At 65.4% G+C, this 23,690-nt stretch carries 25 protein-coding genes, 1 other RNA gene, 1 pseudogene and 1 riboswitch; of the genes and pseudogenes, 16 read left to right on the forward strand and 11 right to left on the reverse strand.

Translation table 11 applies throughout. The features are described 5' to 3' along the window. Positions 1–6: 6 nt before the first annotated feature. Positions 7–876 (reverse strand): hypothetical protein, encoded by an 870-nt coding sequence (locus tag RBB18_RS09665; RefSeq protein WP_103761911.1) that lies wholly within the window; start codon positions 874–876, stop codon positions 7–9. Between the two features lie 114 nt (positions 877–990). Between RBB18_RS09665 and miaB the strand changes: the two genes are divergently transcribed. The 10 genes from miaB to RBB18_RS09715 all read left to right on the forward strand — a co-directional run bounded on the left by miaB (position 991) and on the right by RBB18_RS09715 (position 10,671). Then, positions 991–2,322 (forward strand): tRNA (N6-isopentenyl adenosine(37)-C2)-methylthiotransferase MiaB, encoded by a 1,332-nt coding sequence (miaB, locus tag RBB18_RS09670; RefSeq protein ID WP_306110996.1) that lies wholly within the window; start codon positions 991–993, stop codon positions 2,320–2,322. Between the two features lie 303 nt (positions 2,323–2,625). Then, the gene (locus tag RBB18_RS09675) at positions 2,626–3,129 is read left to right on the forward strand and encodes an OmpA family protein (protein ID WP_245890403.1); all 504 of its coding nucleotides are present in this window, start codon (positions 2,626–2,628) and stop codon (positions 3,127–3,129) included. 11 nt (positions 3,130–3,140) lie between these two features. Continuing rightward, positions 3,141–3,443, forward strand: a complete 303-nt coding sequence (locus tag RBB18_RS09680) for a hypothetical protein (RefSeq protein ID WP_103761909.1) — start codon at positions 3,141–3,143, stop codon at positions 3,441–3,443. A gap of 144 nt (positions 3,444–3,587) precedes the next feature. Then, positions 3,588–4,616: a PhoH family protein gene (locus RBB18_RS09685; RefSeq protein ID WP_103761701.1), complete on the forward strand. Its 1,029-nt coding sequence runs from the start codon at positions 3,588–3,590 to the stop codon at positions 4,614–4,616. A gap of 90 nt (positions 4,617–4,706) precedes the next feature. Further along, positions 4,707–5,201: an rRNA maturation RNase YbeY gene (ybeY, locus tag RBB18_RS09690; RefSeq protein ID WP_306110991.1), complete on the forward strand. Its 495-nt coding sequence runs from the start codon at positions 4,707–4,709 to the stop codon at positions 5,199–5,201. Positions 5,202–5,245: 44 nt separating this feature from the next. Continuing rightward, on the forward strand, positions 5,246–6,178 hold the full coding sequence (locus RBB18_RS09695) for a hemolysin family protein (RefSeq protein ID WP_103761700.1): 933 nt from the start codon (positions 5,246–5,248) through the stop codon (positions 6,176–6,178). A 3-nt stretch (positions 6,179–6,181) separates the two neighbouring features. Next, the gene (gene lnt, locus RBB18_RS09700) at positions 6,182–7,714 is read left to right on the forward strand and encodes an apolipoprotein N-acyltransferase (protein WP_306121247.1); all 1,533 of its coding nucleotides are present in this window, start codon (positions 6,182–6,184) and stop codon (positions 7,712–7,714) included. A gap of 39 nt (positions 7,715–7,753) precedes the next feature. Beyond that, positions 7,754–7,804: riboswitch (SAM-SAH riboswitch) on the forward strand. 5 nt (positions 7,805–7,809) lie between these two features. Then, on the forward strand, positions 7,810–8,988 hold the full coding sequence (gene metK, locus RBB18_RS09705; protein ID WP_306112535.1) for a methionine adenosyltransferase: 1,179 nt from the start codon (positions 7,810–7,812) through the stop codon (positions 8,986–8,988). A gap of 104 nt (positions 8,989–9,092) precedes the next feature. Further along, positions 9,093–9,956, forward strand: a complete 864-nt coding sequence (locus tag RBB18_RS09710; protein ID WP_306112534.1) for a bile acid:sodium symporter family protein — start codon at positions 9,093–9,095, stop codon at positions 9,954–9,956. Position 9,957: 1 nt separating this feature from the next. Continuing rightward, positions 9,958–10,671, forward strand: a complete 714-nt coding sequence (locus RBB18_RS09715) for a tRNA (guanosine(46)-N(7))-methyltransferase TrmB (protein ID WP_306112533.1) — start codon at positions 9,958–9,960, stop codon at positions 10,669–10,671. A 76-nt stretch (positions 10,672–10,747) separates the two neighbouring features. Here RBB18_RS09715 and RBB18_RS09720 read toward each other — a convergent pair whose 3' ends face one another. The 8 genes from RBB18_RS09720 to RBB18_RS09755 form a co-directional block, all read right to left on the reverse strand. After that, positions 10,748–11,113, reverse strand: a complete 366-nt coding sequence (locus RBB18_RS09720; RefSeq protein ID WP_306112532.1) for a hypothetical protein — start codon at positions 11,111–11,113, stop codon at positions 10,748–10,750. Positions 11,114–11,176: 63 nt separating this feature from the next. Beyond that, positions 11,177–12,349 (reverse strand): acetylornithine deacetylase, encoded by a 1,173-nt coding sequence (gene argE / locus RBB18_RS09725; RefSeq protein WP_306112531.1) that lies wholly within the window; start codon positions 12,347–12,349, stop codon positions 11,177–11,179. 609 nt (positions 12,350–12,958) lie between these two features. Then, positions 12,959–13,309: RNase P RNA component class A (rnpB, locus tag RBB18_RS09730), an RNA gene on the reverse strand. Between the two features lie 12 nt (positions 13,310–13,321). Then, complete coding sequence (locus RBB18_RS09735; RefSeq protein WP_306112530.1) at positions 13,322–14,008, reverse strand: N-acetylmuramoyl-L-alanine amidase; 687 nt, start codon at positions 14,006–14,008, stop codon at positions 13,322–13,324. A 16-nt stretch (positions 14,009–14,024) separates the two neighbouring features. Next, on the reverse strand, positions 14,025–14,894 hold the full coding sequence (locus RBB18_RS09740) for a hypothetical protein (protein WP_274592177.1): 870 nt from the start codon (positions 14,892–14,894) through the stop codon (positions 14,025–14,027). Positions 14,895–14,928: 34 nt separating this feature from the next. Continuing rightward, positions 14,929–16,413 carry an Asp-tRNA(Asn)/Glu-tRNA(Gln) amidotransferase subunit GatA gene (gatA, locus tag RBB18_RS09745; protein WP_306112529.1) on the reverse strand — a complete coding sequence of 495 codons (1,485 nt, stop codon included), beginning with the start codon at positions 16,411–16,413 and terminating at the stop codon, positions 14,929–14,931. Next, positions 16,413–16,700: an Asp-tRNA(Asn)/Glu-tRNA(Gln) amidotransferase subunit GatC gene (gene gatC, locus RBB18_RS09750; RefSeq protein ID WP_103761691.1), complete on the reverse strand. Its 288-nt coding sequence runs from the start codon at positions 16,698–16,700 to the stop codon at positions 16,413–16,415. Before gatC ends, gatA begins: the two co-directional genes overlap by 1 nt. Positions 16,701–16,734: 34 nt before the next feature. Further along, complete coding sequence (locus RBB18_RS09755) at positions 16,735–17,454, reverse strand: ceramidase domain-containing protein (RefSeq protein WP_371931620.1); 720 nt, start codon at positions 17,452–17,454, stop codon at positions 16,735–16,737. Here RBB18_RS09755 and RBB18_RS09760 point away from each other — a divergent pair. Beyond that, complete coding sequence (locus tag RBB18_RS09760; RefSeq protein ID WP_306112528.1) at positions 17,453–18,145, forward strand: metal-dependent hydrolase; 693 nt, start codon at positions 17,453–17,455, stop codon at positions 18,143–18,145. The two genes, RBB18_RS09755 and RBB18_RS09760, sit on opposite strands and share 2 nt — an antisense overlap. Before the next feature lie 133 nt (positions 18,146–18,278). On the opposite strand, the gene RBB18_RS09765 is transcribed toward RBB18_RS09760, so the two are convergent. Continuing rightward, positions 18,279–18,734 carry a nucleoside deaminase gene (locus RBB18_RS09765; protein WP_103761688.1) on the reverse strand — a complete coding sequence of 152 codons (456 nt, stop codon included), beginning with the start codon at positions 18,732–18,734 and terminating at the stop codon, positions 18,279–18,281. Between the two features lie 61 nt (positions 18,735–18,795). Here RBB18_RS09765 and RBB18_RS09770 point away from each other — a divergent pair, with 61 nt between their 5' ends. After that, the gene (locus tag RBB18_RS09770; protein WP_274592174.1) at positions 18,796–19,599 is read left to right on the forward strand and encodes a pseudouridine synthase; all 804 of its coding nucleotides are present in this window, start codon (positions 18,796–18,798) and stop codon (positions 19,597–19,599) included. A 38-nt stretch (positions 19,600–19,637) separates the two neighbouring features. Here the strand turns inward: RBB18_RS09770 and RBB18_RS09775 are convergent, their stop codons facing one another. Then, a complete protein-coding gene (locus tag RBB18_RS09775) occupies positions 19,638–20,648 on the reverse strand; it encodes a GlxA family transcriptional regulator (RefSeq protein ID WP_306112527.1) in 1,011 nt (336 codons plus the stop codon). 48 nt (positions 20,649–20,696) lie between these two features. Between RBB18_RS09775 and dtd the strand changes: the two are divergent. The 4 genes and pseudogenes from dtd to RBB18_RS09795 all read left to right on the forward strand — a co-directional run. Next, positions 20,697–21,134 (forward strand): annotated as a pseudogene (gene dtd, locus RBB18_RS09780) (D-aminoacyl-tRNA deacylase). A gap of 59 nt (positions 21,135–21,193) precedes the next feature. Continuing rightward, positions 21,194–21,712, forward strand: coding sequence for a DUF2244 domain-containing protein (locus RBB18_RS09785; RefSeq protein ID WP_103761685.1), 519 nt, complete (start codon positions 21,194–21,196; stop codon positions 21,710–21,712). Positions 21,713–21,861: 149 nt separating this feature from the next. Further along, on the forward strand, positions 21,862–22,401 hold the full coding sequence (locus RBB18_RS09790; RefSeq protein ID WP_274592171.1) for a cytochrome b: 540 nt from the start codon (positions 21,862–21,864) through the stop codon (positions 22,399–22,401). Positions 22,402–22,506: 105 nt separating this feature from the next. After that, positions 22,507–23,690 (forward strand): sensor histidine kinase (locus tag RBB18_RS09795; protein ID WP_306112526.1); only part of this gene is annotated, 1,184 nt, incomplete at its 3' end.

Raw genomic sequence — 23,690 nt, forward strand, 5'->3', positions numbered from 1 at the left:
GTCACTTCAGAACCACTGGCCGGGTTCCATCAGGCCAAGATCCAGCAATTGCCGCGAATGCCATTCGAAGGGCGCGGAATTGTGCCACTTGAAGGTGTGGATGTCGAAGGTCGAGCCCGGGTTGCGTTTCAGCGCCTTGGCGGTGCGGAACGAGGCCACCGCCGCCGTCAGGTTGTGGTGCCACGGGCAGGCATAGGTGTTGTATTCTTCGTCGTTGAAGGTGTGATCGGGACGCAGTTCCAGCCCCGGCTTGGCGCGGAACAGTGCGATGCGGTCGATCTTGCGACGTTCGGGGGGAATGTGCTCCTCGTAGCGCCAGCGCAGGCCGCCGAAGAAATCCAGTTGCCGTTCGCGCGGGTGGTTGTGGTTGTCGGGGTCGTTACGCGCCAGCGCGTAATAGCCCGAGCGGTCGAGATGGGCATCCTCCAGCGACACCGCCCCGGGGTGGCGGTCGAGATCGCCGGCATAGAGGTCCACCACGTAGTTCAACATCGCGTCGCGACGTTCCTCTGTGTGAAAGGCCAGCATTTCGCCCACGGTGCGCGTCTCGCAGAACGGGAAGAACAGGTATTCGGCGTTGAAGCAATAATAGAGCCAGAGGCCCGGTGCGGCCTCGATCACGCGGTTCACCGCCTCGACGAAGCTGTCGCCCGCCGCGATGTCATGGCCGATCCGCTCGACCCGGTCGGCCACGTCGGGGGCCAGGTCAAAGGCGTGGGGCATGAAAACCAGCACCGACGCAAACCCGGTGTCGAGGTGGTGGCGGATGGCGCTGTCGACCTCGACCTCGTCCTCGACGAAGATCATGGCGACGGGGCCCTTGGCGAGCGCGGTGCCGGGGCTGTCGAAAAAGGCGGAGAGGGTGGGGTACTGCATCGTCATCCTCTGGGGCTGCGCCGGTAAAATTCCGCAATTCGCGGCGCATTGCAAGTCGGGCGGCAGGTGGTGTAGGCAGGCGCCTTGAAACCGCTTGAGATGCAGGGTGTGGCCATGTCCGAAGCGAAGAAGCTATACATCAAGACCTACGGGTGCCAGATGAACGTCTATGACAGCGAGCGCATGGCCGAGGCCATGGGCGGCGCGGGGTATGTCGAGACGGACACGCCCGACGACGCGGACATGATTCTGCTCAACACCTGTCACATTCGCGAAAAGGCCGCGGAAAAGGTTTATTCGGAGCTGGGCCGGTTCAAGGGGCTGAAGGACGCCAAGCCGGACCTCAAGATCGGCGTGGCGGGCTGTGTCGCACAGGCCGAAGGCGAGGAAATCATGCGCCGTCAGCCGATGGTGGACCTGGTGGTGGGGCCGCAAAGCTATCACAACCTGCCAGCGCTGGAGGCCAAGGCACGGGGTGGGGACAAGGCGCTGGATACGCAGTTTCCGCTGGATGACAAGTTCGAGACGCTGCGCAAGCGCGGTGGCAAGGCCAAGCGGGGCCCGACCGCGTTCCTGACCGTGCAGGAGGGCTGCGACAAGTTCTGCGCCTTCTGCGTGGTGCCTTATACCCGTGGCGCCGAGGTAAGCCGCCCGGTCAGCCGCATCGTGGACGAGGCGAAGGAGCTGGTGGAACGCGGTGTGCGCGAGCTTACCTTGCTGGGTCAGAACGTGAATGCGTTCCATGGCGAGGGGCCGGACGGGAATGACTGGTCGCTGGCGCAGCTGATCTGGGAGTTGGACAAGGTGGACGGGCTGGAGCGCATCCGGTTCACCACCAGCCATCCCAACGACATGAGCGACGACCTGATCGCGGCGCATGGGGAGTGCGCCAAGCTGATGCCGTACCTGCACTTGCCGGTGCAGTCCGGCAGCGACCGGATTCTGAAGCGGATGAACCGCAGCCATACCGCGGAAAGTTATATCCGGCTGATCGAGCGGATCCGCGCGGCACGGCCCGATATCCTGTTGTCGGGGGATTTCATCGTGGGCTTCCCCGAAGAGACAGAGGCGGATTTCGCGGACACGATGGCGTTGATCGAAGAGGTCCGCTATGGCTACGCCTATTCCTTCAAGTATTCCACACGGCCCGGCACGCCCGCGGCGGAGCGTGCGCAGCTGGACGAGGAGGTGAAGACCGAGCGTCTGCACCGCCTTCAGGCGCTGATCACCGAGCAGCAGCGCGCGATCCAGGACGCGATGGTGGGCCGCGAGGTGGGCGTGCTGTTCGAGAAGGCCGGGCGGCGCGACGGACAGATGGTGGGCAAGTCGGATTACCTGCACGCGGTGCATGTGAGCGACTCCACCGTGCAGTCGGGCGACCTGCGCCGGGTGGAAATCATCGAGAGCGGCGCCAATTCTCTGGGCGGGCGGGTGCTGCCTGCCTGAATTTCCGGCGGTCTGGCCGTAACGCCCTCTGGTGGCGGGGTAATTTGGCCTGTCGGGGTGTGGATAACCCATAGGTGGCCATTGTTTCCCGCAGTGCCACAATATCTGGTTATTTATACTTCACAACGCGCCGGAACTTGCTAAAGTCAAACAATAATTTGTTTTTTGTCGCGGAATCGCTGCCTGGTACCGTGACAAGCGGGGGAAATAATAAAAAGGACAGTGGCTGTGACGAACACGTTTTCGAAAACAGTGCGCACCCTGATGAACGGCCTTGCTGCCGTGGCTCTGGGTGTCGTGGCGATGACCGAGCCCGGTCAGGCGCAAAGTGGCCAGCGGGTCGTGAAAGGTGAGCGTTACGTGCCGACGATCTGGGTCGATCCGGACGGGTGCGAACACTGGGTGATGGATGACGGCTGGGAAGGGTACATGACCCCGCACGTGAACCGCCAGGGCATCCCGGTCTGCCGCCGCGGCAACGTGTGCGGCGTGGTCAACACCGACCAGCTCTTTGCGACTGACAGCGCGAATATCAATTCGGCCGGTCGTGCGCGTCTGCAGGAGTTCTTCCGCAGCACGGGGGCGATTTCCTACATCATCACCGGGCATACCGACAGCCGTGCGTCGGACCAGTACAATATCGACCTGTCCTATCGCCGGGCCAACTCGGTGGCGCGAATCGCTGCCGGCACCGGCGCGCGGATCGCGGATGTACGCGGCTATGGCGAGCGTCTGCCCAAGGCATCGAACAACACCGCCGCCGGCATGCAGCAAAATCGCCGCGTCGAAATCATCTGCATTCGCTGAAGGGGGCCATGATGAAACTTCTTAAACTGATCGCCGTCGTTCCCCTTGCGGGCCTCGTCAGCGCCTGCGACGTGCCGAAGACTGACAAGACCGTCGACCGTGGCTTCGATTCCAAGCACCTGAGCCAGCTTCAGGCCGGGATCTGGGTCGATCCGAACGGCTGTGATCACTGGATCATCGACGACGGAACCGAGGGCTACCTGTCGCAGCGGCTGGACAAGTACGGCAAGCCGGTCTGTTCGGGCACCGCGCCGCCGACCGTGGCGACCGGGGGGTACAAGTCGGGTTCGCCCGTGCCGGACCCAAGCACCTGACATGCCGCTTTCGCCGAAATTCGTGCCGCAGCGATACCCGCTGCGGCATTTTTCGTTTCAAAGCCGTGACAATTGCGCCGTGGGCCTTGCCCTTGGGGGCGCATCTTGGCAGCATTGGCACAGGCCTTTGACAGGGAGATTTGATTGGTCACGAACGTGCTGACGTCGCAATCCGAAAGCAGCGACATTCTGGAAACGGTTGTCGAGTTCCCCGACAATTTCCTGTTGATCGACCTGTGCGGCGAATACGACCGCAACCTTGCCGAAATCGAGAAGAAGCTGGGCGTGCAGATCCTGCGCCGGGGCAACCAGCTTGCCGTGATCGGCGATCCGGAGCAGGCCAAGGAGGCGCGCGACGTGCTGCTGGCGCTGTACCAGCGGCTGGAAGAGGGCCGCACGGTCGAGCATGGCGACGTGGACCGAGAGCTGCGCATGGGGGCGGGCGGCAGTGCCGACCGCGGCGCGGGCGACGACGCGGCGGCGGATGGGGGTGACCAGCTTGAGATGTTCAAGGGCGGGCGGGTCGAGATCAAGACCCGCAAGAAGCCCGTCGAGCCGCGCACGGACGCGCAGAAGGCTTATGTGCAGGCGCTCTTTGCCAACGAGCTGGCCTTCGGCATCGGGCCGGCGGGCACCGGCAAGACGTACCTTGCCGTGGCTGTGGGCGTCAGCATGTTCATCGAGGGGCATGTCGACCGCATCATCCTAAGCCGGCCGGCGGTGGAGGCGGGCGAGAAGCTGGGTTATCTGCCGGGCGACATGAAGGACAAGGTCGACCCCTACATGCAGCCGCTCTACGACGCGCTGAACGATTTCTTCCCGGCCAAGCAGGTGGCCAAGCTGATCGAGGAGAAGCGGATCGAGATAGCTCCGCTGGCCTTCATGCGGGGGCGCACGCTGGCCAATGCGTTCGTGGTGCTGGACGAGGCGCAGAACGCCACCTCGATGCAGATGAAGATGTTCCTGACCCGGCTGGGCGAGGGCAGCCGCATGGTGATCACCGGCGACCGCAGCCAGATCGACCTGCCGCGCGGGGTGACGAGCGGGCTGCACGATGCCGAGCGGCTGTTGAAGGATATCCCGAAGATCGCCTTCAACTACTTCACTTCCAAAGACGTGGTGCGCCATCCGCTGGTGGCGGCGATCATCGAGGCCTACGACGCGGATGTCTGAGGCCGGGCACAATTTTCTTTGGAAGAAAATTGCCCGGAAAATTGCAATTTTCCGATCCGGAATTTTGCAAAATTCCGGCCTGCGCCCGGTGTGAGTAGTTCCGTCGATACGGTCATCGAGGATGACCGCTGGCTGGACGCGGGGCTGGAGCGGCTGGCCGTGCGGGCGGCGGAGGCGACGCTGGCGCACCTGGGGCTGGACCCCGCGGAGTGGGAAATCGCGGTGCTGGGCTGCGACGATGCGCGGATTGCCGCCTTGAACGAAGATTTCCGGGACAAGGCGGCGCCGACCAATGTATTGAGCTGGCCGAGCGAGGAGCGGGGCGCAGGCACCGACGGTGACGTGCCGGACCTGCCCGATGCGGGCCTCGACCCCGAGCTGGGCGATATCGCGATCGCCTTCGACACTTGCGCGAAAGAGGCCCGCGCGGCGGGCAAGCCGATGCAGGACCATGTGACGCATCTTATCGTTCACGGAATCTTGCATTTGCTGGGCTACGATCACGTTCGTGACAAGGATGCCACCTTGATGGAACGAACCGAGGTGGAGATACTTGGCAAACTGGGTCTGCCTGACCCATATTGAGTTACCCGTTGTCCGCGAACGCGGGCACGATTCGGAAAGGTAAGATGAACGACAGCAACGACGCCTCTTCTATGGCAGCGCATGGCGCGCGGTCCGAGGCATACAAGGGCGACGATCCGGCAGAGGATCAGAACGACACGCAGGGCGGGTTCTTCCGTCGCTTCTTTGGCGCGCTGGGCGTGGACGAAGAGTATGGCGGCGAGGAAGACGACCTGCAGGGTGATGGGGATGACACGACAGGCAACGGCCTCGCGCCCAACCTGGGGCTGGGCAACCTGCGGCGGCTTTCCGTCGAGGACGTGATGATCCCCAAGGCGGACGTTGTTTCCGTACCCGCAACAGTCACCAAGGATGAACTGGTCCAGACGTTCCGCGAAAGCGGGCTGACGCGTCTGCCCGTGTACGAGGGCACGCTGGACACGCCAACGGGCTTTGTCCACCTCAAGGATTTCGCGCTGAAGCACGGATTCAACGGGCAGGGCGCGGATTATTCGCTGGAAGAGCTGTTGCGTCCGCTGATGTACGTGCCGCCATCGATGACGATCGGCGTGCTGTTGCAGAAGATGCAGGCCGAGCGCCGGCACATGGCGCTGGTGATCGACGAATATGGCGGGGTCGACGGCCTGGTGACCATCGAGGACCTGATCGAACAGGTCGTGGGCGAGATCGCCGATGAGCACGACCAGGACGAGGGCGCCTATTGGTCCGAGGAAAAGCCCGGCTCTTATGTGGTGCAGGCCAAGGCCCCTCTGGAGGAGTTCGAGGCCGAGATCGGGCTGTCGCTGACCGACTCGGAAGAGATCGACGAGGAAGAGATCGACACGCTGGGCGGGCTGGTCTTCATGCTGCTGGGCCGCGTTCCGGCGCGGGGCGAGCTGGTCGAGCATCCCACGGGCATAGAAATCCAGGTGCTGGATTCCGATCCGCGGCGGATCAAGCGGCTGCGGGTGCGCCTGCCCGAGGCGATCGAGGGGTAATTCATGGTCCGTCTTGACGCGCTGACGCGGCAGATCGGTGAGGGCCGCGTGTGGACGCGCTATGCCTTTGCCGCCGGCCTGGGCGCCGCGGCGGCACTGGGGCAGGCGCCGTGGGGACTGTGGCCGCTGACGATTATCGCACTGGCGGTGATTTTCGGCCTTTGGCGCGAAACCCGCGGGTGGCTGTCGGCCACGATCCTCGGGCTGGTGGCGGGCACCGGCCATTTCGTCATCGCGCTCAGCTGGATTTTCGAGCCGTTCCTGGTGGATGCCGCGCGGCATGGCTGGATGGCGCCCTTCGCGGTGCTTGGGTTGTCGGTGTTCATGGCATCCTACTGGGCCGCGGCCTTTGCCGCCGCACGGTCAATCGCCCCCCGCAGCGGCGTGGCGCTGGTCGGGGCCTTCGTCATCGGAGAGGTGCTGCGCGGATGGTTTTTCACCGGGTTCGCCTGGGCGCAGGTGGGGCATGTGCTGATCGACACGCCCTTGCTGTATTGGGCGTCCGTGGGCGGGGCCCTGGGCCTGTGTGCGCTGGTCATGGGGGCGGCGGTGGCGCTGTGGCACCTGGGCGCGGGCCGGCGCATGGCCGGGGCCGCAGGACTCGCGGGCATCGCGTTGCTTTATGGCGCGGGCGCGGCAATGACGCCGACGGACGCCGCCGCACCGGGACCGGAGGCGCAGACGGTGCGGCTGGTGCAGCCCAACGCGGCGCAGCATGAGAAATGGCGGCCCGAGAACCTGCAGATGTTCTACGACCGCCAGCGGCAGTTCACCGCCGCTCCGGGCGAGGACGGACGACCCGACCTGGTGGTCTGGCCGGAAACGGCGATCCCCACCTTCCTGCACGAGTCCGACGACCTTTTGGGCGGCATCGCGGCCTCGGCGCAGGGGGCACCGGTGGTGCTGGGCCTGCGGCGGCTGGACGGGCAGCGGTTCTACAACTCGCTTCTGCGGCTCGACGAGACCGGCACGGTCAGCCAGGTCTATGACAAGCATCACCTTGTCCCGTTCGGGGAGTTCATGCCGCTGGGCGACCTGATGGCGCGGTTCGGCATCCATGGCCTTGCCGCCGAGGAGGGCGGGGGATATTCCGCCGGGCCGGGGGTGGAGCTTGTGGATATGGGCGGCTTGGGCACGGCGGTGCCGCTGATCTGCTACGAAGGGGTGTTTGCCCGCAACATCCTGTCTGCGCCCGAGCGGCCGGACATGATCCTGATGATCACCAACGACGCGTGGTTCGGAAAGATCTCGGGGCCCTACCAGCACCTTGCGCAGGGCCGGCTGCGCAGCGCCGAGCAGGGCCTGCCCATGGTGCGCGTGGCCAATACCGGCGTCTCGGCCATGGTCGACGGCACGGGCCGGATTCTGGCGCATATCCCCCTGGGCGAGGCGGGCTGGATCGACTTGCCCCTGCCGCCGCCCTTGCCGCCGACGCTTTACAGCCGGACGGGCGAGGCGCCGGTGCTGGTGCTGGCGGTGCTGCTGATGCTGGCGGGCGGGGTCCTGTCACGCAGGCAGCGCGAGGCGCGGACTTAGCGATTGACCTTCGGGTACGGCCCGCCTAAGGAAGCGAGGTACCTGCCACAACGGCTTCCTGGCGTGGCGGGAATTGACCCTAATGGAGCACTTTCATGTCCCGAGATAATTACGTTTTCACCTCCGAATCCGTTTCGGAGGGGCACCCCGACAAGGTGTGCGACCGCATTTCCGATGCGATCCTCGACGCGTTCCTGTCCGAGGACCCGCTGGCGCGGGTGGCCTGCGAGACCTTTGCCACGACGAACCGTGTCGTGATCGGCGGGGAAGTCGGCCTGACCGACCAAAACAAGTTGCGTCAATACATGGAAAGCGTGGAGGATATCACGCGGGCCTGTATCAAGGACATCGGATACGAGCAGGACAAGTTCCACTGGAACACCTGCGAGATCACCAACCTGCTGCACGAGCAATCGGCGCATATCGCGCAAGGTGTCACCGGCGAGCGCGACGACGAGGGCGCGGGCGATCAGGGCATCATGTTCGGCTATGCCACGAACGAGACCGACGCGATGATGCCCGCCCCGATCCAGTTCAGCCACGCGATCCTGCGGCGGCTGGCCGAGGTCCGCAAATCGGGGGCCGAGCCGACGCTGGGCCCGGATGCCAAGTCGCAGTTGACGGTGCGCTACGAGGGCGGCAAGCCGGTGGGCGTCACCTCGATCGTGCTGTCGACGCAGCATTTCGACGAGGACATGAGCAGCGAGGACGTGCGTGCGGTGGTAGAGCCCTATATCCGCGAAGTCCTGCCCGAGGGCTGGATCGGCGACGACACGTCCTGGCACGTGAACCCCACGGGCAAGTTCGTGATCGGCGGACCCGACGGCGATGCGGGCCTGACGGGCCGCAAGATCATCGTGGACACGTATGGCGGCGCGGCCCCGCATGGCGGCGGCGCGTTTTCCGGCAAGGACCCGACCAAGGTGGACCGCTCGGCGGCCTATGCCGCGCGCTACCTGGCCAAGAACGTGATCGCCGCGGGCATGGCGGAACGCTGCACCATCCAGTTGAGCTATGCGATCGGGGTGGCGCAGCCGCTGTCGGTCTATGCCGACACGTTCGGCACCGGCGCGGTCGAGCCCGCGGAGATCGAAAAGGCGATCCGCAAGGTCATGGACCTGACGCCGCGCGGCATTCGCGAACAGCTGGAGCTGAACAAGCCGATCTACCAGCGCACCGCGGCCTACGGCCATTTCGGACGTGAGCCCGACGCCGATGGCGGTTTCAGCTGGGAGCGCACGGACCTGGTGGATGCGTTGAAGAAAGCGGTCTGAGCCGATTGGCTTTGCTATGAGGCGCGGAAGCCCGGCTTCCGCGCTTTTTCATGGGCGACAGGCTGGGCCGAGCCAAGTAGTCTGGCCCTGAGGGAGGGACTGGGATGATCCTTGATATCGGCCTGCCGCTGGCGCTGGCCTTCATCATGTTCTCATTGGGGCTGGGGCTGCATTTCGCCGATTTCGGCCGGGTGCTGCGCCTGCCCAAGCCTGCGCTGACCGGCATCGTGGCGCAGATCGTGCTGTTGCCGCTGGTGGCCTATGCGCTGATCGCGGCCTGGGGCTTTGGTGGGGGCATGGCGTTCGGCATCATGCTGCTGGCCTTCAGCCCCGGGGGCGTCACGTCGAACATGCTGACCAAGCTGGCCGGGGGCACCGTGGCGCTGTCGATCACGCTGACGGCGGTCGTGAGCCTGTTGTCGGTGCTGACGCTGCCGCTGCTGGTGGCCTGGGCGGCGACGCATTTCATGGGCGAGTCCGCGCCCGAGATCAGCGTCGTGAAGGTGGGCGTGGCGATGTTCCTGATCACGGCGCTGCCGGTGTTCATCGGGCTGCTGCTGCGCCGGTTCGCGGCAAGGGTCGCGCTGCGGATCGAGCGGGTCTGCGAGATCGTGGCGCTGATCCTGTTCGTGCTGATCGTGGCGGCGGCGATTGCCAGCAACTGGGCGCTCTTGACAGAAAGCTTCGCGCGGCTGGGGCCGTTCCTGATCGTGCTGAACCTGGTGTTGCTGGCTGTAGGGATCGGCCTTGCCCGGTTGATGGGGATCGCCGGGCGCGACGGTCTGGCCATCGCGGTGGAGATGGGCGTGCAGAACGCCACCGTGGGCATCACCATCGCCAATATCGTCGCGGCCAGCACGGGACTGTCGGAATTCGCCGTGCCGTCGGCGGTCTATGGTATCTGCATGTACCTGGTGAACATTCCCGCGCTGCTGGTGCTGCGCCGGATTTTCGCGGCGGAGGCGTGAGATGAGCGAAGGCAAGCATTCCTCGGGCGCCCCGTGGCGCAATTTCTACGGCCGGTTCAAGGGCAAGCACCTGAAGAAATCGCAGGAAGCCTACCTGGACGAGGACCTGGCCGCGTGGTCGCCGGGGGCCGTGGACTGGGAGGTGAACCCCGAGCGAAAACCCATAGACCTCAGGGCATTGTTCGGCGAACGTGATGTATGGCTTGAAGTGGGTTTCGGCGGTGGCGAGTACATGATCCACCAGGCGGCGGAGAACCCGGACGTGGGGATCGTCGGCTGCGAGCCCTACATCAACGGGGTCGCGAAACTGCTTGGGCAGCTGCGTGACAGCCATGTCGAGAACGTGGCGATCCATCCCGGCGACGTGCGTGACATGTTCGACGTCCTGCCCGAGGCCAGCATCGCGCGGGCGTTCCTGCTCTATCCCGACCCGTGGCCCAAGAAACGCCACCACCGGCGGCGGTTCGTGACGCCCGAGCACCTGGAGCCGCTGGCGCGGGTGATGAAGCCGGGGGCGATTTTCAGAGTCGCCACGGACATTCCCGATTACGTGCGCCAGACGATGGAACAGGTGCCGCGCCACGGCTTTACCTGGTTGGCCGAGGGGCCGCGCGACTGGCGGGAGCCGTGGGGTGACTGGATTTCCACCCGCTACGAGCAGAAGGCCCTGCGCGAGGGGCGGGTGCCGCATTACATGACCTTCCGGCGCGATTGACCGCGACCGGCTGGTCTTGAGTATTTGAAGCAAGAAAAAGCCGTGACGCGGCGGGTCATCCCGCCGAGCGCATGGCTTACATGTCGAAGCCGTCCGGGCAGGCGACTTCGAACGAAAAGACCGTGCCGTCGACCTCGCCTTCGAGCACAAGCGGAAAGCCCGCGGCGTCGGTCGAGGTGCCGAACTGGTGAGTCTCGGTGCCGGTGCGAACCTCGATGCTGGTGACGCCGTTGGACACGAAGGCGGCCTCGAAGGCCGGGGCGCCGCCGCTGTCATGAGTGCGGGCGATCACGAAAGGGTCGCGTTCGCAGAGCAGCGGATGATCGAATTCCGTTTCGCCGAAATGGCCGGTCACGGTGCCATTGGGCGTATCGACCGGCGCGGCGTGGGCGGTTTGGGCCAAGGTCATCAAAAGGGCGATCCACGCGGATTTATAAAGCATCTCAACCTTCCAGGCGTTCGTGCAAAGTAATGGCGGCGGGGCTGGGACACGGCCCGCCCCTGGTTATGCAACCAGCTTGCCCTGCAATCGTTCCAGCATGTCGAGACATTGCGACAGCTGGTCGAGCGCCACGAACTCGTCGGCCTTGTGGGCCTGCTCGATCGAGCCCGGGCCGCAGATCACGGCCGACATGCCCAGGGATTGAAAGATGCCGGCCTCGGTGCCGAAGGCCACGCATTCGGCGTGGTTGGCGCCGGTAAGTTCCGACACGATGGTGCGGGCCTCGTTGTCGGTGGTGGGGATGAGGCCCTCGACCTCGCCGATGATCTCGGTCACGATATCCGACTCGGGGTCGACGGCGCGCATGGCGGGCAGGAGCTCTTGCTCGATATAGGTCTTGAGCGAGTCCTTGACGAAATCGGCGTCCGAGGTCTGCACCGGGCGCATTTCCCAGTCCACGACCGCCTCGCTGGGAATGACGTTGTGGGCCACGCCGCCCGACAGCCGCCCGGTGTTGATGGTGGTCCAGGGCGGCTCGAACAGGCTGTCGGCGGGGGCGCGGTCGCGCAGCCTGTGCTTGAGGTCCAGAAGGCGCGCGATGTAGCGCACGGCGTATTCCACCGCGTTGACGCCGCGATCGGGGGCCGAGCCGTGGCCCGCCAGCCCGGAAAAGCGGGTGGTGTATTCATAGCAGCCCTTGTGCCCTTCGATGACGCGCATCATCGTCGGCTCGCCCACGATGGCGACCCCTGGCGTCAGCCCCTTGGCGCGCAGGGTCTGGGCCAGCGCACGGGCGCCGAAACAGCCCGTCTCTTCGTCATGGGTGAAGGCGAAATGCAGCGGGCGGTCGGGGTTAAGCGCGGCGTATTGCGGGGCCATGGCCAGCGTGGCGGCGATAAACCCCTTCATGTCGCAGGTGCCGCGGCCATAGAGCCGCCCGTCATGTTCCAGCATGTCAAAGGGGTTCGACGCCCAGTCCTGATCGGCCACGGGAACAACGTCGCTATGGCCGGACAGCACGATGCCGCCATCGCGTTCGGGGCCGATCGTGGCGAAGAGGTTGGCCTTCTGCCCGGACGGGTCGGGAAAGATCTCGACCCGCGCGCCGACCATGTCGAGACGGTTGGCGATGGAGTTGATCAGGTCGATGTTGGGGTCTGTCGATATCGTGGGAAAGCCGATCAGATCGCCCAGAATGCGCGAGGTGCTATCAAGCAAATCGGTTCGAGCCGCCACGTTTGTCCCTTTCTTTCGACGATTTCTCTGACGTTGGTCCTGCTTGCAGGAAGGGTCAAGGGGGTAGGGCCCGTTGTGCGCGGAAACTGGGCGTAACCCAAAGATGTTTGTTGCCAACATGTCGCCACGCATGGCTCATGTCGGTGTTGGTGGCGAGAAAAATTCCAGGCATGGATGTGGTTTGCCGGCATATGCGCGTCACGATAAGAAAGTCTGCACCGTGAAGACATGGCCGGTATTGAGGAAGAGCGGTGATACCATGACGGCGATCAATTTTGTCGCCCGCAGTGGCGCGGTCCAAGTGAATCGTGGCGGGGTCCAGACGATCAGGGCGCAACGCCGATCCGGGCCGATGGCGGTCAGGAAACCTCTCTAAACTTTCGGCAAATCGACATTTGTGGGTACGAGCGCGTCGGCCAGAACCTCTAGGTGCGGCTGACAGATGGTCGCGTCGTCGTTGCCTCTGCCTCGAGCGAATGGATGCCTTACCAGTTGCGACAGGGGTGCTCGCCTTGGCAGGCCTCTTCTTCTGGCCGGAAATATCCCGGGGTTTGGGGCTGGCCCCAATCAAAAAATAAAGCGCGGCGCAGCCGCACGATTTGATTGGAACTGCGCGGAGAGCCTGTAAGCCGGATTCTGTCGTAGGACGACCATTCATCTGGTCCTGCGGTTGCCCGCAGGCTTTAGCTGCCAACCCGGATCGCGGGGCCAAGGCGGCCCGAATGCGATCCCTATTCGGCATTGCTCCCGGTGGGGCTTGCCATGCCGGTCCGGTTGCCCGTCCCGCGGTGGGCTCTTACCCCACCGTTTCACCCTTATCCCGGATCAAGTCCGGGACGGTCTGTTTTCTGTGGCGCTTTCCCTCGGGTTGCCCCGGCCGGGCGTTACCCGGCACCGTTGCCTTGTGGAGTCCGGACTTTCCTCGCGGGCGTTCACCCACGCGGCCGTCCGGCCCTCCGCGCGAGGGGTGATCTATGCGTTTCCGCGCGATTGCGCAACGGGCCATTGCGCGGCAAGGCCGGCCATGAGCGCCCGGTCAGTGGCGTCTTCGGGGCCGGTGGTGCCGGGGCGAAAGCGGTCGCGGAAGGCTTGCAGGCGTTTTCCCGGGTCGCAGGAGGGCGGGTAGCCGAAGCGCGTGGCGGCGGTGTCGAAATCGCTTTCTGGCGCATCCTCAGGCTCACCCGGCCAGATCGCGAGGCCCTTGCGGGCGAGTCTTTGCCAGTCGAAATGGGGGCCGGGGTCGGCCTTGCGCTCGGGCGCCATGTCGGAATGGCCGATCACCCGCTCGGGCGGGATGGACCAGCGGCGCAGGATGCCGGGCAGCAACGCCTCGAGCGTGGTCATCAGCGGCTCGGGAAAGGGGCGTTCGCCGGGATTGTCGAGCTCGATCCCCACGGAGCGGGAGTTGATGTCGGTCACATCCCCCCAGGACCCGGACCCGGCGTGCCAGGCGCGGGCGACCTCGGCCACCATCTGCCAGGCGCGGCCGTCGGCGGCGATGAGGTAATGCGCCGACACTTCGGCCTGCGGATCGCAGAGACGCTCAAGCGCGGCCTCGGCGCTGGGCATGGCGGTGTAGTGGATCACCACGATGTCGGGCTGCGCGCCAAGGCGGCGCGGCCCGAAGTTGGGCGAGGGGTGCCAGAGCGGCGCTGTCACGCGGCCTGTCCGAAGATCAGTTCTGCACCGCCGCGCGGAACGGGCGGGGATCCCAAGCGCAGGCATATCCATCGCCATCGGGGTCGAGCCCCATGCGGTCGCGGCGCGGTCCGCCCTGGGCCAGGAAATCGGTCTGCGCCTGGTCGGGCGAGTTGTACTTGGCGCAGTTGCGCTGGAACTTGGCCTGCTTGTTGATACCGACGCGGGTATAGAGCTGTTGACCCTTGGGGTGGCTGGTCTCCAGCGCGTATTGAACGATGTTGGGGCCGGTATTGCCGCTGCGTTCGGGCAGGGCGCCGGGCTGGACCACCTGGTACTGCGCCCGGTTCTGGGCGATCAGTTCTGCGTCATCCTGGATCGAGCGGGCGTTGCCCACGGCATCGAAATTGTTCTCGTTCGAGATGCCGCCCTCGCTGGTCACGGTCTGGGGCGCGGGGTTCGAGGGGCTGGCATGAACGATCTGCTGGCCCGAGTTCTGCGAGGTTTCGGCCAGCCGCGCCGCGGTTTCGCGGGCGATCTCGTCGCTGGTGGAGGCCGAATTGAGACCGCCGGTGGGCGTGTAGGCGCCCGAGCCGGCTTGGCGCGTGGCGTTCGTGGACGACGTGACCGTGCCGCCGGTGGCAGGCGCGTTCGCGCCTTGCGTCGCGCTGAGCGGTGCGCCCGGATTGGCCTGATTGCGGGTCTCGGGCGAGATCGCGCCGGCACGTGGCACGGCCGAGTTGCCTTGAAGCTCCGCATCGCGCGCGCGCTGCTGGGCGATATAATCGTCCGAGGTGCCGAAGCCAACGCCACTGCCGCTGTCAGGAAAGCCCGCGCCGCTGTCCGGGACACTGGGCGCACAGGCGGTCAGCCCGACAAGGGCCGTTACACAAAGAGAAAATCGCATCTGGTTAGGTCCTGCCGATTTGTTTTGCGACAACTTACCACCATTTGCCGGGTTTGGCCACAAAGCCCGCCGCCGCCTCGAGCGCATAGGCGGTGTTGAGCAGATCGCCCTCTTCCCAGGGCCGACCGATCAGTTGCAGACCCAAGGGAAGGCCATTGCGGTTGAGGCCCGTGGGCACCGCGATGCCGGGCAGGCCGGCGAGGTTCACGGTGACGGTGAAGACGTCGTTGAGATACATCTCGACCGGGTCGTCGGACTTGCGGCCCAGCTCGAACGCCGCCGAGGGCGTTGCCGGGGTGAGGATGGCGTCGATGCCTTGGTCGAAGACATCCTCGAAATCCTTCTTGATGAGGGCACGTACCTTGCGGGCACGGTTGTAATAGGCGTCGTAAAAGCCCGCCGACAGCACGTAGGTGCCGACCATGACCCGGCGTTTCACCTCGTCACCGAAGCCTTCGGCGCGAGTTTTCTCGTACATCTCGGTGATGCCGTCGCCCTGCGACAGCTTGGCGCGGTGGCCGTAGCGCACGCCGTCATAGCGCGCGAGGTTCGAGGAGGCCTCGGCGGGTGCGATGACGTAATAGGTGGGCAGGGCGTACTTGGTGTGGGGCAGCGAGATATCGACGATCTCGGCTCCGGCATCGGCCAGCATTTCCTTGCCTTGGCTCCAGTGCGTCTCGATCTCCTCGGGCATGCCGTCCATGTGGTATTCCTTGGGGATACCGATCTTCTTGCCGCGGACGTCGCCGGTCAGCATGGCCTCGAAATCCGGCACGGGGATGTCGGCGCTGGTGCTGTCCTTGGGGTCGTGGCTGCACATGGCTTCCAGCATGATCGCCGCGTCGCGCACCGACTTGGTCATCGGGCCGGCCTGGTCGAGCGACGAGGCGAAGGCGACGATGCCCCAGCGCGAGCAGCGCCCGTAGGTGGGCTTGATGCCCGTGATGCCGGTGAAGGCCGCCGGCTGCCGGATCGAGCCGCCGGTGTCGGTGCCGGTGGCGCCAAGGCAGAGGTCCGCGGAGACGGCGGAGGCCGAGCCGCCCGAGGAGCCGCCGGGCGTCAGTGCCATTTCGTCATTGCCGCGCCGCCACGGGTTGATGGCGTTGCCGTAAACGCTGGTCTCGTTCGACGAGCCCATGGCGAACTCGTCCATGTTGAGCTTGCCCAGCATGACCGCGCCCGCGTCGAAGAGATTCTGGCTGACGGTGGATTCGTATTCCGGCTTGAACCCGTTGAGGATGCCGCTGGCGGCCTGGCTCGGCACGCCCTTTGTGCAGAAGAGATCCTTGATGCCCAGCGGGATGCCGCACATTGAGGGCGCGTCGCCGGCTTGCAGGCGCGTGTCGGCGGCCTTGGCCTGTTCGCGCGCGATCTCGGGCGTGTGATGCACGAAGGCGCCAAGCGCGCCCGCGCCTTCGATGGCCGTCAGGCAGGCCTCGGTCAGTTCCTCGGAGGTGATCTCGCCCGCGCGGAGGTTATTGCGGGCGTCGGCGATGGTCATTGCATTGAGATCGGTCATTATTCCACCACTTTCGGCACGGCGAAAAAGCCCTCGCGGGCGTCGGGGGCGTTGGACAGCACCTTGTCCTGCTGGCCGCCGTCGGTCACAACGTCCTCGCGGCGCTTGAGGCGCATGGGCGTGACCGAGACCATGGGCTCGACGCCCTCGACATCGACCTCGTTCAGCTGGTCGATGAAGCCGAGGATCGTGTTGAACTCGTTGGCCAGCGCGGGGAGGTCGTCTTCCTCGACCCGGATGCGGGCCAGCTTGGCCACCTTGGCGGCGGTCGCGGTGTCGATGGACATGGGGGCATCTCCGTGTGCGTTATCGCATCCGCGTTTAGCGCCCGTGCGGGTGGGGTGCAAGGGCGTGGCGGCGGTAGAACTCGATCATCCAGCCCAGCATGAGCGCGTTGAGGATGTGCCAGCCGAAATGGGTGCCGAGGGTGAGGCTGTTGCACAAGGGCGCGTCGAGGCTGCGGAAGGTGAGCGACAGCAGCAACAGGCCTGCGCCGAGGGCGAGGCCCCGCGACAGGGCGGCGTCGGCGCGCAGGAGCCAGGCGTAGAGGAGTATGACCAGAGGCAGGGTGAGGTAGGACGCCGAGGGGCCATAGAGCGGAAGCTGCGACAGGAGCGGCATGGCCAGCGCCGTGACCCCGAGAAAGGCCGGGATGGTGGTGGCGGAGGCCAGAACGGAGAGGCCGAGATAATACCGGGTCGCGGCATAGAGATAGGTCAGTGCGAAGACCATGATCGGCAGGACGTCGAGCATCGCGGCCCAGGGCTGGGCATAGGTGTGAAAGAGGAACGAGCCGATGCCGATAAGTGCCAGGAGGATGGTGAGCAGGCGGGCCAGCGCAAGCTCGGTGCCGCGCAGGCGGTGGGCCATGACCAGCGCCGCGACCAGGAAGGCGGCATTGGTGAGCGCGTTCACCGGCTCGGCCCAGAAGCCGGGGTCGGTGCGTTCGCAATAGGCGTCGATGGCGCGGGTCCAGTCCATGTGGAAATCGGTGGCCTCTCTGCTAACTTCCTCGTTGGAATGACATAAGGAGAGCGTCATGAAAATCATCTGGCTTGGACATGCAAGTTTCCGCATCGAGATCGCCGATCAGGTGCTGCTGATCGACCCGTGGCTGACGGGCAACCCGATGCTGGACGAGGCGCACCATGACGCCGCCACCAAGGGGGCGACGCATATCCTGCTGACCCACGCGCATTTCGACCATGCCGCTGACCTGCCGGACCTGGCGAAGCAATTGTCGGTGCCGGTGGTGGGGCAGTTCGACCTGATGGGCTGGTGGGAAGAAAGCGCAGGGCTGGACGTGGTCGGCTTCAACAAGGGCGGCACGGTGCATCTTGGCGACGTGGCCGTGACGATGGTGCACGCGACGCATTCCTCGAGCTTTGGCGGCGAGAACGGTCCGCATGTGCCCGGCACCGAATGCGGGTTCATGATCGAGGGCGAGGGGCATGTGATCTATGTCTCGGGCGATACGGACGTGATGGCCGATATGGGCGTGTTCAACGACCTGCATCACCCCGATATCGGCATCCTGTGCGCCGGCGGTCATTTCACCATGGACATGAAGCGGGCGGCCTATGCGGCGAAGACGTTCTTCGATTTCAAGACGGTGATCCCGTGTCACTACAAGACTTTCCCGCTTCTGGAGCAGTCGGCGGCGGCGTTGAAAGACGGCCTGCCCGGGGTCGACGTGATCGAGCCGGAGGTGATGACGGCGATCGAGATCTGAGCGGGGCAAAACTTTTTTGAAAAGTTTTGCCAAAAGCTTTGAGAAAGCTTTTGGTGCCCGGGCCTTCAAGCGGGGTTCGGGCGTCGGCGTTGTTATGTGAGTATTTCTGGAAAGAAAAAGAGTGCGTTGCGCTTTAAACTTCACGCAGGGATTTGAAGAAGTCCTTCAGCAGCGCTTCCGCCTCGGTGGCGTTGATCCCGTCGTAGATATCCGGCGCGTGGTGCGTTTGCGCATGGGTGAAAATCCGGGCGCCGTGGGCCACGCCACCGGACTTGGGGTCGGCGGCGCCGTAGTAGAGCCGCGCGATGCGGGCATTCGCGATGGCGGTGGCGCACATCGCGCAGGGCTCCAGCGTGACAGTCAGGCTGTGACCGGGCAGGCGTTCGCTGCCGACGGCGGCACAGGCGGTGCGCAGGGCGAGGATCTCGGCGTGCGCGGTGGGGTCGCTCAGTTCGCGCGTTCGGTTGCCGGCCTGCGCCACGATCCGTCCTGCCGGGTCGGACACAACCGCGCCCACGGGCACCTCGCCGCGGTCCCGGGCGGCGCGGGCCTCGGCGAGGGCCGTGTCCATATGGCTTTTGAACGTCATGCCCCTGATTGCCGTGCGGGCGGTGCTTTCGCAAGGGGCAAGGATGGGGTAAGGCCGTGCCATGACTCGCAAACCCACCCAGAACACGCCCCCGGGCGACAGGATCGCCAAGGTGATCGCCCGCGCCGGTGTGGCCAGCCGTCGTGAAGCGGAGCGCATGATCGAGGCGGGCCGGGTGCGCGTGAACGGTGACGTGATCGACCGCGCGGCGCTGAACGTGACGGGCGCCGACCGGATCGAGGTGGACGGGCGCGCGCTGGATGCGCCCGAACCGCCGCGGCTATGGCTGTATCACAAGCCCGCGGGGCTGGTAACGACGACCCGCGACGAGCAGGGGCGCGAGACGATTTTCGACAAGCTTCCAGAGGACTTGCCGCGCGTTCTTAGTGTAGGTCGGCTTGACCTGAACTCGGAAGGGTTGTTGCTCTTGACCAATGACGGCGGCGTCAAGCGCAAGCTGGAGCTGCCCTCGACCGGCTGGGTGCGCAAGTACCGTGTGCGCGTGAAAGGGCGGCCCGAAGACGCCACGTTCGAGCCGCTGCGCAAGGGGCTGACGCTGGATGGCGAGGTGTTTCAGCCGATGTCGGTTGTGCTGGATCGGCAGAAGGGGGCCAATGCCTGGGCCACGGTGGGAATCCGCGAAGGCAAGAACCGCGAGATTCGCCGTGCGATGGAGGCGGTGGGCTGCCAGGTGAACCGGCTGATCCGGGTCTCTTATGGCCCGTTCCAATTGGGACAGTTGAAGGCGGGCGAGGTCGAGGAGATTCGTCCGCGGGTGCTGCGCGACCAGTTGGGTATGGACGAGACACCGGGCAAGGAAAAGCCAGCGAAGGGACGGCCGAAGGTTCAGCGGAAGCGTCGGTGAGGTAGCAATTTATATTTGAAAAACAGAGTGTTGTGCGGTCAATTTGATGTGGCTCCGCGACGATAGGCCTGTGGCGTGGTGCCATAGCGTTTGCGGAAGCGACCGGCCAGTTGCGAGGCGCTGGCGAATCCGGTCGCGGCGGCGATCTGGCCGATGCTGAGCCGGGTTTCGTTCAATAGCGCGTGGGCGCGGGCGATGCGCAGGTCGAGGTAATATTGCGCCGGTGTGGCGGCGAGGTAGCGGGTGAAATGCCGCTCAAGCTGGCGACGGGAGAGGCCCACTTCGGCGGCGACCTCGGAGATGTCCAGCGGGTCCTCGATATGGGCGGCCATCAGGTCGGTCGCCGCAATGAGCTGTGGGTTGTGACTGCCGAGCGCGGCGGCATAGGCAGGGCGCTGGGGCGCGCTGCGATTGCCGGCGCGGCGGTGCAGGCACATGTCGGCGACGATGGCGGCCAAGGCCGGTCCGTGATCGCGCTCGATGATTTCCAGCATCATGTCGGTCGCGGCAGAGCCGCCGCCGCATGTGAAAAGCCCGGCATCCTCCTCGTAAAGATGGCCGGTGGGCTCCAGGCCCGGAAACGTCTCGCGGAAGGCTGGCTGGTTTTCCCAGTGCAGGGTAAAGCGGCGGTCCTTGAGCCGCCCGGCGCGGGCCAGTGCGAAGGCACCGGTGCAGATGCCGCCCACCTGGATCCCGTGCGCCCATTGCCGATTGACCCATGTGACGGCCCGCGGCAGTGCCGTTTCCAGCGGGGCGATCCCGGCGCAGACGAAGGCCTTGTCGCTGCGCGACAGGTCCTGGGACTGGCTGTCGGGGGTGATGGTCACGCCGCAGGAACACGATACAGCTTCGCCGTCTATCGTGCTGATATACCAACGATAAAGCTCCTGTCCCGCGACCTGGTTGGCGACGCGCAGTGGCTCGATCGCCGAGGTGAAGGCCAGAAGCGTGAGCCTGGGCAAGAGCAGGAAATGATAGTCCTGCGGCGGGCCGTCATACTCGACCCGCAAACTGGCCGCGCCGCGCGGGACGAAGGATTTGCGTTCCATGTCAAATTCGTAGCATGTGCCGTGAAACTGGCAAGCAAGGACACTGACATGCGGGCATTGATACAGCGGGTGAGCGAGGCCGAGGTGCGGGTGGAGGGCGCGTTGATCGGGGCCATCGGGCCCGGTCTGCTGATCCTGGTCTGCGCGATGCAGGGCGATGGCGACGCGTAGGCCGATGCGCTGGCGGCCAAGGTGGCCAAGCTGCGGATCTTCAAGGACGAGGCGGGCAAGATGAACCGCTCGGTGCGTGACATGGGCGGCGGCGCGCTGGTGGTCAGCCAGTTCACGCTCGCCGCCGACACGTCGCGCGGGACCCGGCCGGGTTTTTCCCAGGCGGCGGCACCCGAGGAGGGGCGGCGCCTTTACGAACGCTTTGCCGAAGCGCTGGCGGGTCAAGGCGTGCCGGTCGAGACGGGGCGGTTCGGTGCCGACATGCAGGTGGGCCTGGTCAACGATGGGCCAGTGACGATCTGGCTGGAGGTCTGAGGTCTTACGCGCAGAAATGTCGCGCTTCCTTCGCGCGCGGGGTGCGCTAAGATCCGGTCATGCCCTATCAGTGGAACCAGACGCGGAACGGTGAAGACGAGGTGTGCGAGCTGCGGCTCTGGCCGCATCGGTCGCTGCCGCGCCGGGGCTTCGTGCTGTTCATCGTGATCACCTGCGGGATGCTGACTCTGCCGCTTTATCCGCTGATCGGGACGGTCACGCTGTGGGGGTTGCTGCCCTTCCTGTTGCTGGCGGTCTGGGGCGTCTGGGCGGCGCTGGAGCGGTCCTACAAGGACGCGCAGATGAACGAGGAACTGACGATCGACCGCGAGGCCGTGCACCTGGTGCGCACCAACGCCCGCGGTCCGGTGCAGGAATGGGATTGCGAAAGCTACTGGGCGAAGGTCGAGATGCACCCCACCGGCGGGCCGGTGCCGCATTACGTGACCCTGAAGGGCAAGGGGCGGCAGGTGGAAATCGGCGCGTTCCTGAGCGAGGACGAGCGCAAGGTGCTGTATGGCGAGATCGCCGATGCGCTGAAGCGGATCGCATTGCCTGACCCGGTGGGCGCAGGCTGACGGGCGCGGCGGGTCCGGTCCGCCGAGGCCAGATCGCACGGTGGCGCGGCTTTGACCTCCTTGACGCGCAGAAAAGTTGACGGTGCGCGACGGAGATGCGCGCGTGTCACGTAAGACACGCGAGTCCCTGCCAAAAAGGAGAATGAATCGTGCCCCTGAGAGATACTCCCGGCCACTACGGCCCCGTCAGCCGCATTTTGCACTGGGGCATGGCGGCGCTTTTCGCGGCGCAGTTCCTGTCGGCGGCGGCTCATTGGGCGTTGCCAAAGGAGAACGCCGTGCGTGACGTCCTTTGGAGCTATCACGGCACGCTGGGCGCGACGCTGTTCCTGCTGGTGCTGCTGCGCGGGGCCTGGGGCCTGGCGAATATTCCGCGCCGACCGCCTGCGCATGACGGGGTCGTCGGCCGCGCGGCGGTGGCGGGGCACCTCGCGATCTATGCGCTGATGGTGATCGTGCCGGCGGTCCGCCTTCTGGCGGCGGCGGGCAGCGATCGCGGGCTGAGTTATCTGGGGATCACGTTCGTGGCGCCGCGCGAGGTAGAGGTCGCATGGATGCAGGCGCCCGCCGAATGGCACGGCGAGATGGGCTGGATCCTGGCGCTGCTGGTGGTCGGTCACATTGCAATGGCCGTTGTCTGGCACCGGATGATCCGGCGCGACGACACGTTGCAGCGCATGGCCGGGTAGGGCGCGCGGTTCTTCTGCAACGGTCCGCACAAAGTGCGGCATCCTGCCTTTACGCGGGACGACAAACGCGGCATCGATGCGGCCTTGTAACTAGAAATTGGGCCGATGACACGTAACGATTATGAAACTGACGGCCGGTCGCGGCCAGGGTCCTTTCCCGAGGCCGCGTCCGAGCATCACTCCGGCGTTCTGCAACACCCGGAACGTTTGCGGGCCTTGCAAGAAACCGCGTTGCTGGACAGCCCCGAAGAAGAGGCGTTCGACCGTGCCGTCCGGCTGGCGCGCAGCCTGACCGGGGCGCCGACGGCGCTGTTCTCTCTGGTCGACGACACGCGACAGTTCTTCAAGGCGCTGAGCGGCTTCGCGCCCGACACAGGACCGATGCGAGAGACGCCGCTGTCGCATTCCTTTTGCCAGTACGTGGTGACCGGCAACGCGGCGATGAGCGTAGTGGATGCCCGCGAGCACGACCTGTTGTCCCGGAACCTTGCGGTGCCGGACCTGAACGTGGTCGCCTATCTGGGCGTGCCGGTGCAGGGGCGGCGGGGGCAGGTGATCGGCTCGCTCTGCGCCATCGACTCGTCGCCGCATGAGTGGTCAGAGCAGGATGAGCGCGCCCTGAAGGACATTGCCGCGTTCCTCGAGACCGAAATCGCGCTGCGCAAGCACATGACCGAGCGGGAATTGTTGATCGACGAGCTGAACCACCGCATCCGCAACATCTATTCGGTGGTGAACGCGCTGGTCCGGATGACGCGGGCCGAGGACCTGACGACCGAGGAGTTCGCGGCGCAACTGAATGGCCGGGTGCAGGCGCTGGCCGCGACCCACGGCCTGATCCAGCCGCTGGCGACCGTGACCGAGGATGCGGGCAACGACACCAGCCTGCATGCCCATATATCGACCCTGATGACGCCCTACACCGGGGCGGGCGGTCATGAGATCCGGATCGAGGGACCGGACCTGCCGGTGGGCTCGACCGCGTCGATCTACCTGGCGCTGGCGATCCACGAGCTGTCGACCAACGCGGTCAAATACGGGGCGCTGAGCGGGCCGGGACGCGCGCTGGAGATCACCTGGACCGACGGCGACGACACGGTTGAGCTGACGTGGCGCGAGGCGGGGCCGGGCCACGTGGCGCGCACCGCTTCGGGCACCGGGTTCGGCTCGAAACTGGTGAAACTGTGCATCGAGGGGCAATTGCGCGGCGAGATTGCCACGGCGACCGACAGCACGGGCCTGACCTACACGTTTCGCATCCCGCGCGATAGGCTGACCGGCGCGCCGGC

It is taken from the genome of Roseovarius sp. MMSF_3298, assembly GCF_030733705.1.
Lineage (GTDB): Bacteria > Pseudomonadota > Alphaproteobacteria > Rhodobacterales > Rhodobacteraceae > Roseovarius > Roseovarius confluentis.

Excerpts from the sequence above, each read along its gene's own strand:
- RBB18_RS09665 (WP_103761911.1), bottom strand. The coding sequence starts at position 876 with ATGCAGTACCCCACCCTCTCCGCCTTTTTCGACAGCCCCGGCACCGCG.
- miaB (WP_306110996.1), top strand. The coding sequence starts at position 991 with ATGTCCGAAGCGAAGAAGCTATACATCAAGACCTACGGGTGCCAGATG.
- RBB18_RS09675 (WP_245890403.1), top strand. The coding sequence starts at position 2,626 with ATGACCGAGCCCGGTCAGGCGCAAAGTGGCCAGCGGGTCGTGAAAGGT.
- RBB18_RS09680 (WP_103761909.1), top strand. The coding sequence starts at position 3,141 with ATGAAACTTCTTAAACTGATCGCCGTCGTTCCCCTTGCGGGCCTCGTC.
- RBB18_RS09695 (WP_103761700.1), top strand. The coding sequence starts at position 5,246 with ATGAACGACAGCAACGACGCCTCTTCTATGGCAGCGCATGGCGCGCGG.
- lnt (WP_306121247.1), top strand. The coding sequence starts at position 6,182 with ATGGTCCGTCTTGACGCGCTGACGCGGCAGATCGGTGAGGGCCGCGTG.
- metK (WP_306112535.1), top strand. The coding sequence starts at position 7,810 with ATGTCCCGAGATAATTACGTTTTCACCTCCGAATCCGTTTCGGAGGGG.
- RBB18_RS09710 (WP_306112534.1), top strand. The coding sequence starts at position 9,093 with ATGATCCTTGATATCGGCCTGCCGCTGGCGCTGGCCTTCATCATGTTC.
- RBB18_RS09715 (WP_306112533.1), top strand. The coding sequence starts at position 9,958 with ATGAGCGAAGGCAAGCATTCCTCGGGCGCCCCGTGGCGCAATTTCTAC.
- RBB18_RS09720 (WP_306112532.1), bottom strand. The coding sequence starts at position 11,113 with ATGCTTTATAAATCCGCGTGGATCGCCCTTTTGATGACCTTGGCCCAA.
- RBB18_RS09740 (WP_274592177.1), bottom strand. The coding sequence starts at position 14,894 with ATGCGATTTTCTCTTTGTGTAACGGCCCTTGTCGGGCTGACCGCCTGT.
- gatA (WP_306112529.1), bottom strand. The coding sequence starts at position 16,413 with ATGACCGATCTCAATGCAATGACCATCGCCGACGCCCGCAATAACCTC.
- gatC (WP_103761691.1), bottom strand. The coding sequence starts at position 16,700 with ATGTCCATCGACACCGCGACCGCCGCCAAGGTGGCCAAGCTGGCCCGC.
- RBB18_RS09760 (WP_306112528.1), top strand. The coding sequence starts at position 17,453 with ATGAAAATCATCTGGCTTGGACATGCAAGTTTCCGCATCGAGATCGCC.
- RBB18_RS09755 (WP_371931620.1), bottom strand. The coding sequence starts at position 17,454 with ATGACGCTCTCCTTATGTCATTCCAACGAGGAAGTTAGCAGAGAGGCC.
- RBB18_RS09765 (WP_103761688.1), bottom strand. The coding sequence starts at position 18,734 with ATGACGTTCAAAAGCCATATGGACACGGCCCTCGCCGAGGCCCGCGCC.
- RBB18_RS09770 (WP_274592174.1), top strand. The coding sequence starts at position 18,796 with ATGACTCGCAAACCCACCCAGAACACGCCCCCGGGCGACAGGATCGCC.
- RBB18_RS09775 (WP_306112527.1), bottom strand. The coding sequence starts at position 20,648 with ATGGAACGCAAATCCTTCGTCCCGCGCGGCGCGGCCAGTTTGCGGGTC.
- RBB18_RS09785 (WP_103761685.1), top strand. The coding sequence starts at position 21,194 with ATGCCCTATCAGTGGAACCAGACGCGGAACGGTGAAGACGAGGTGTGC.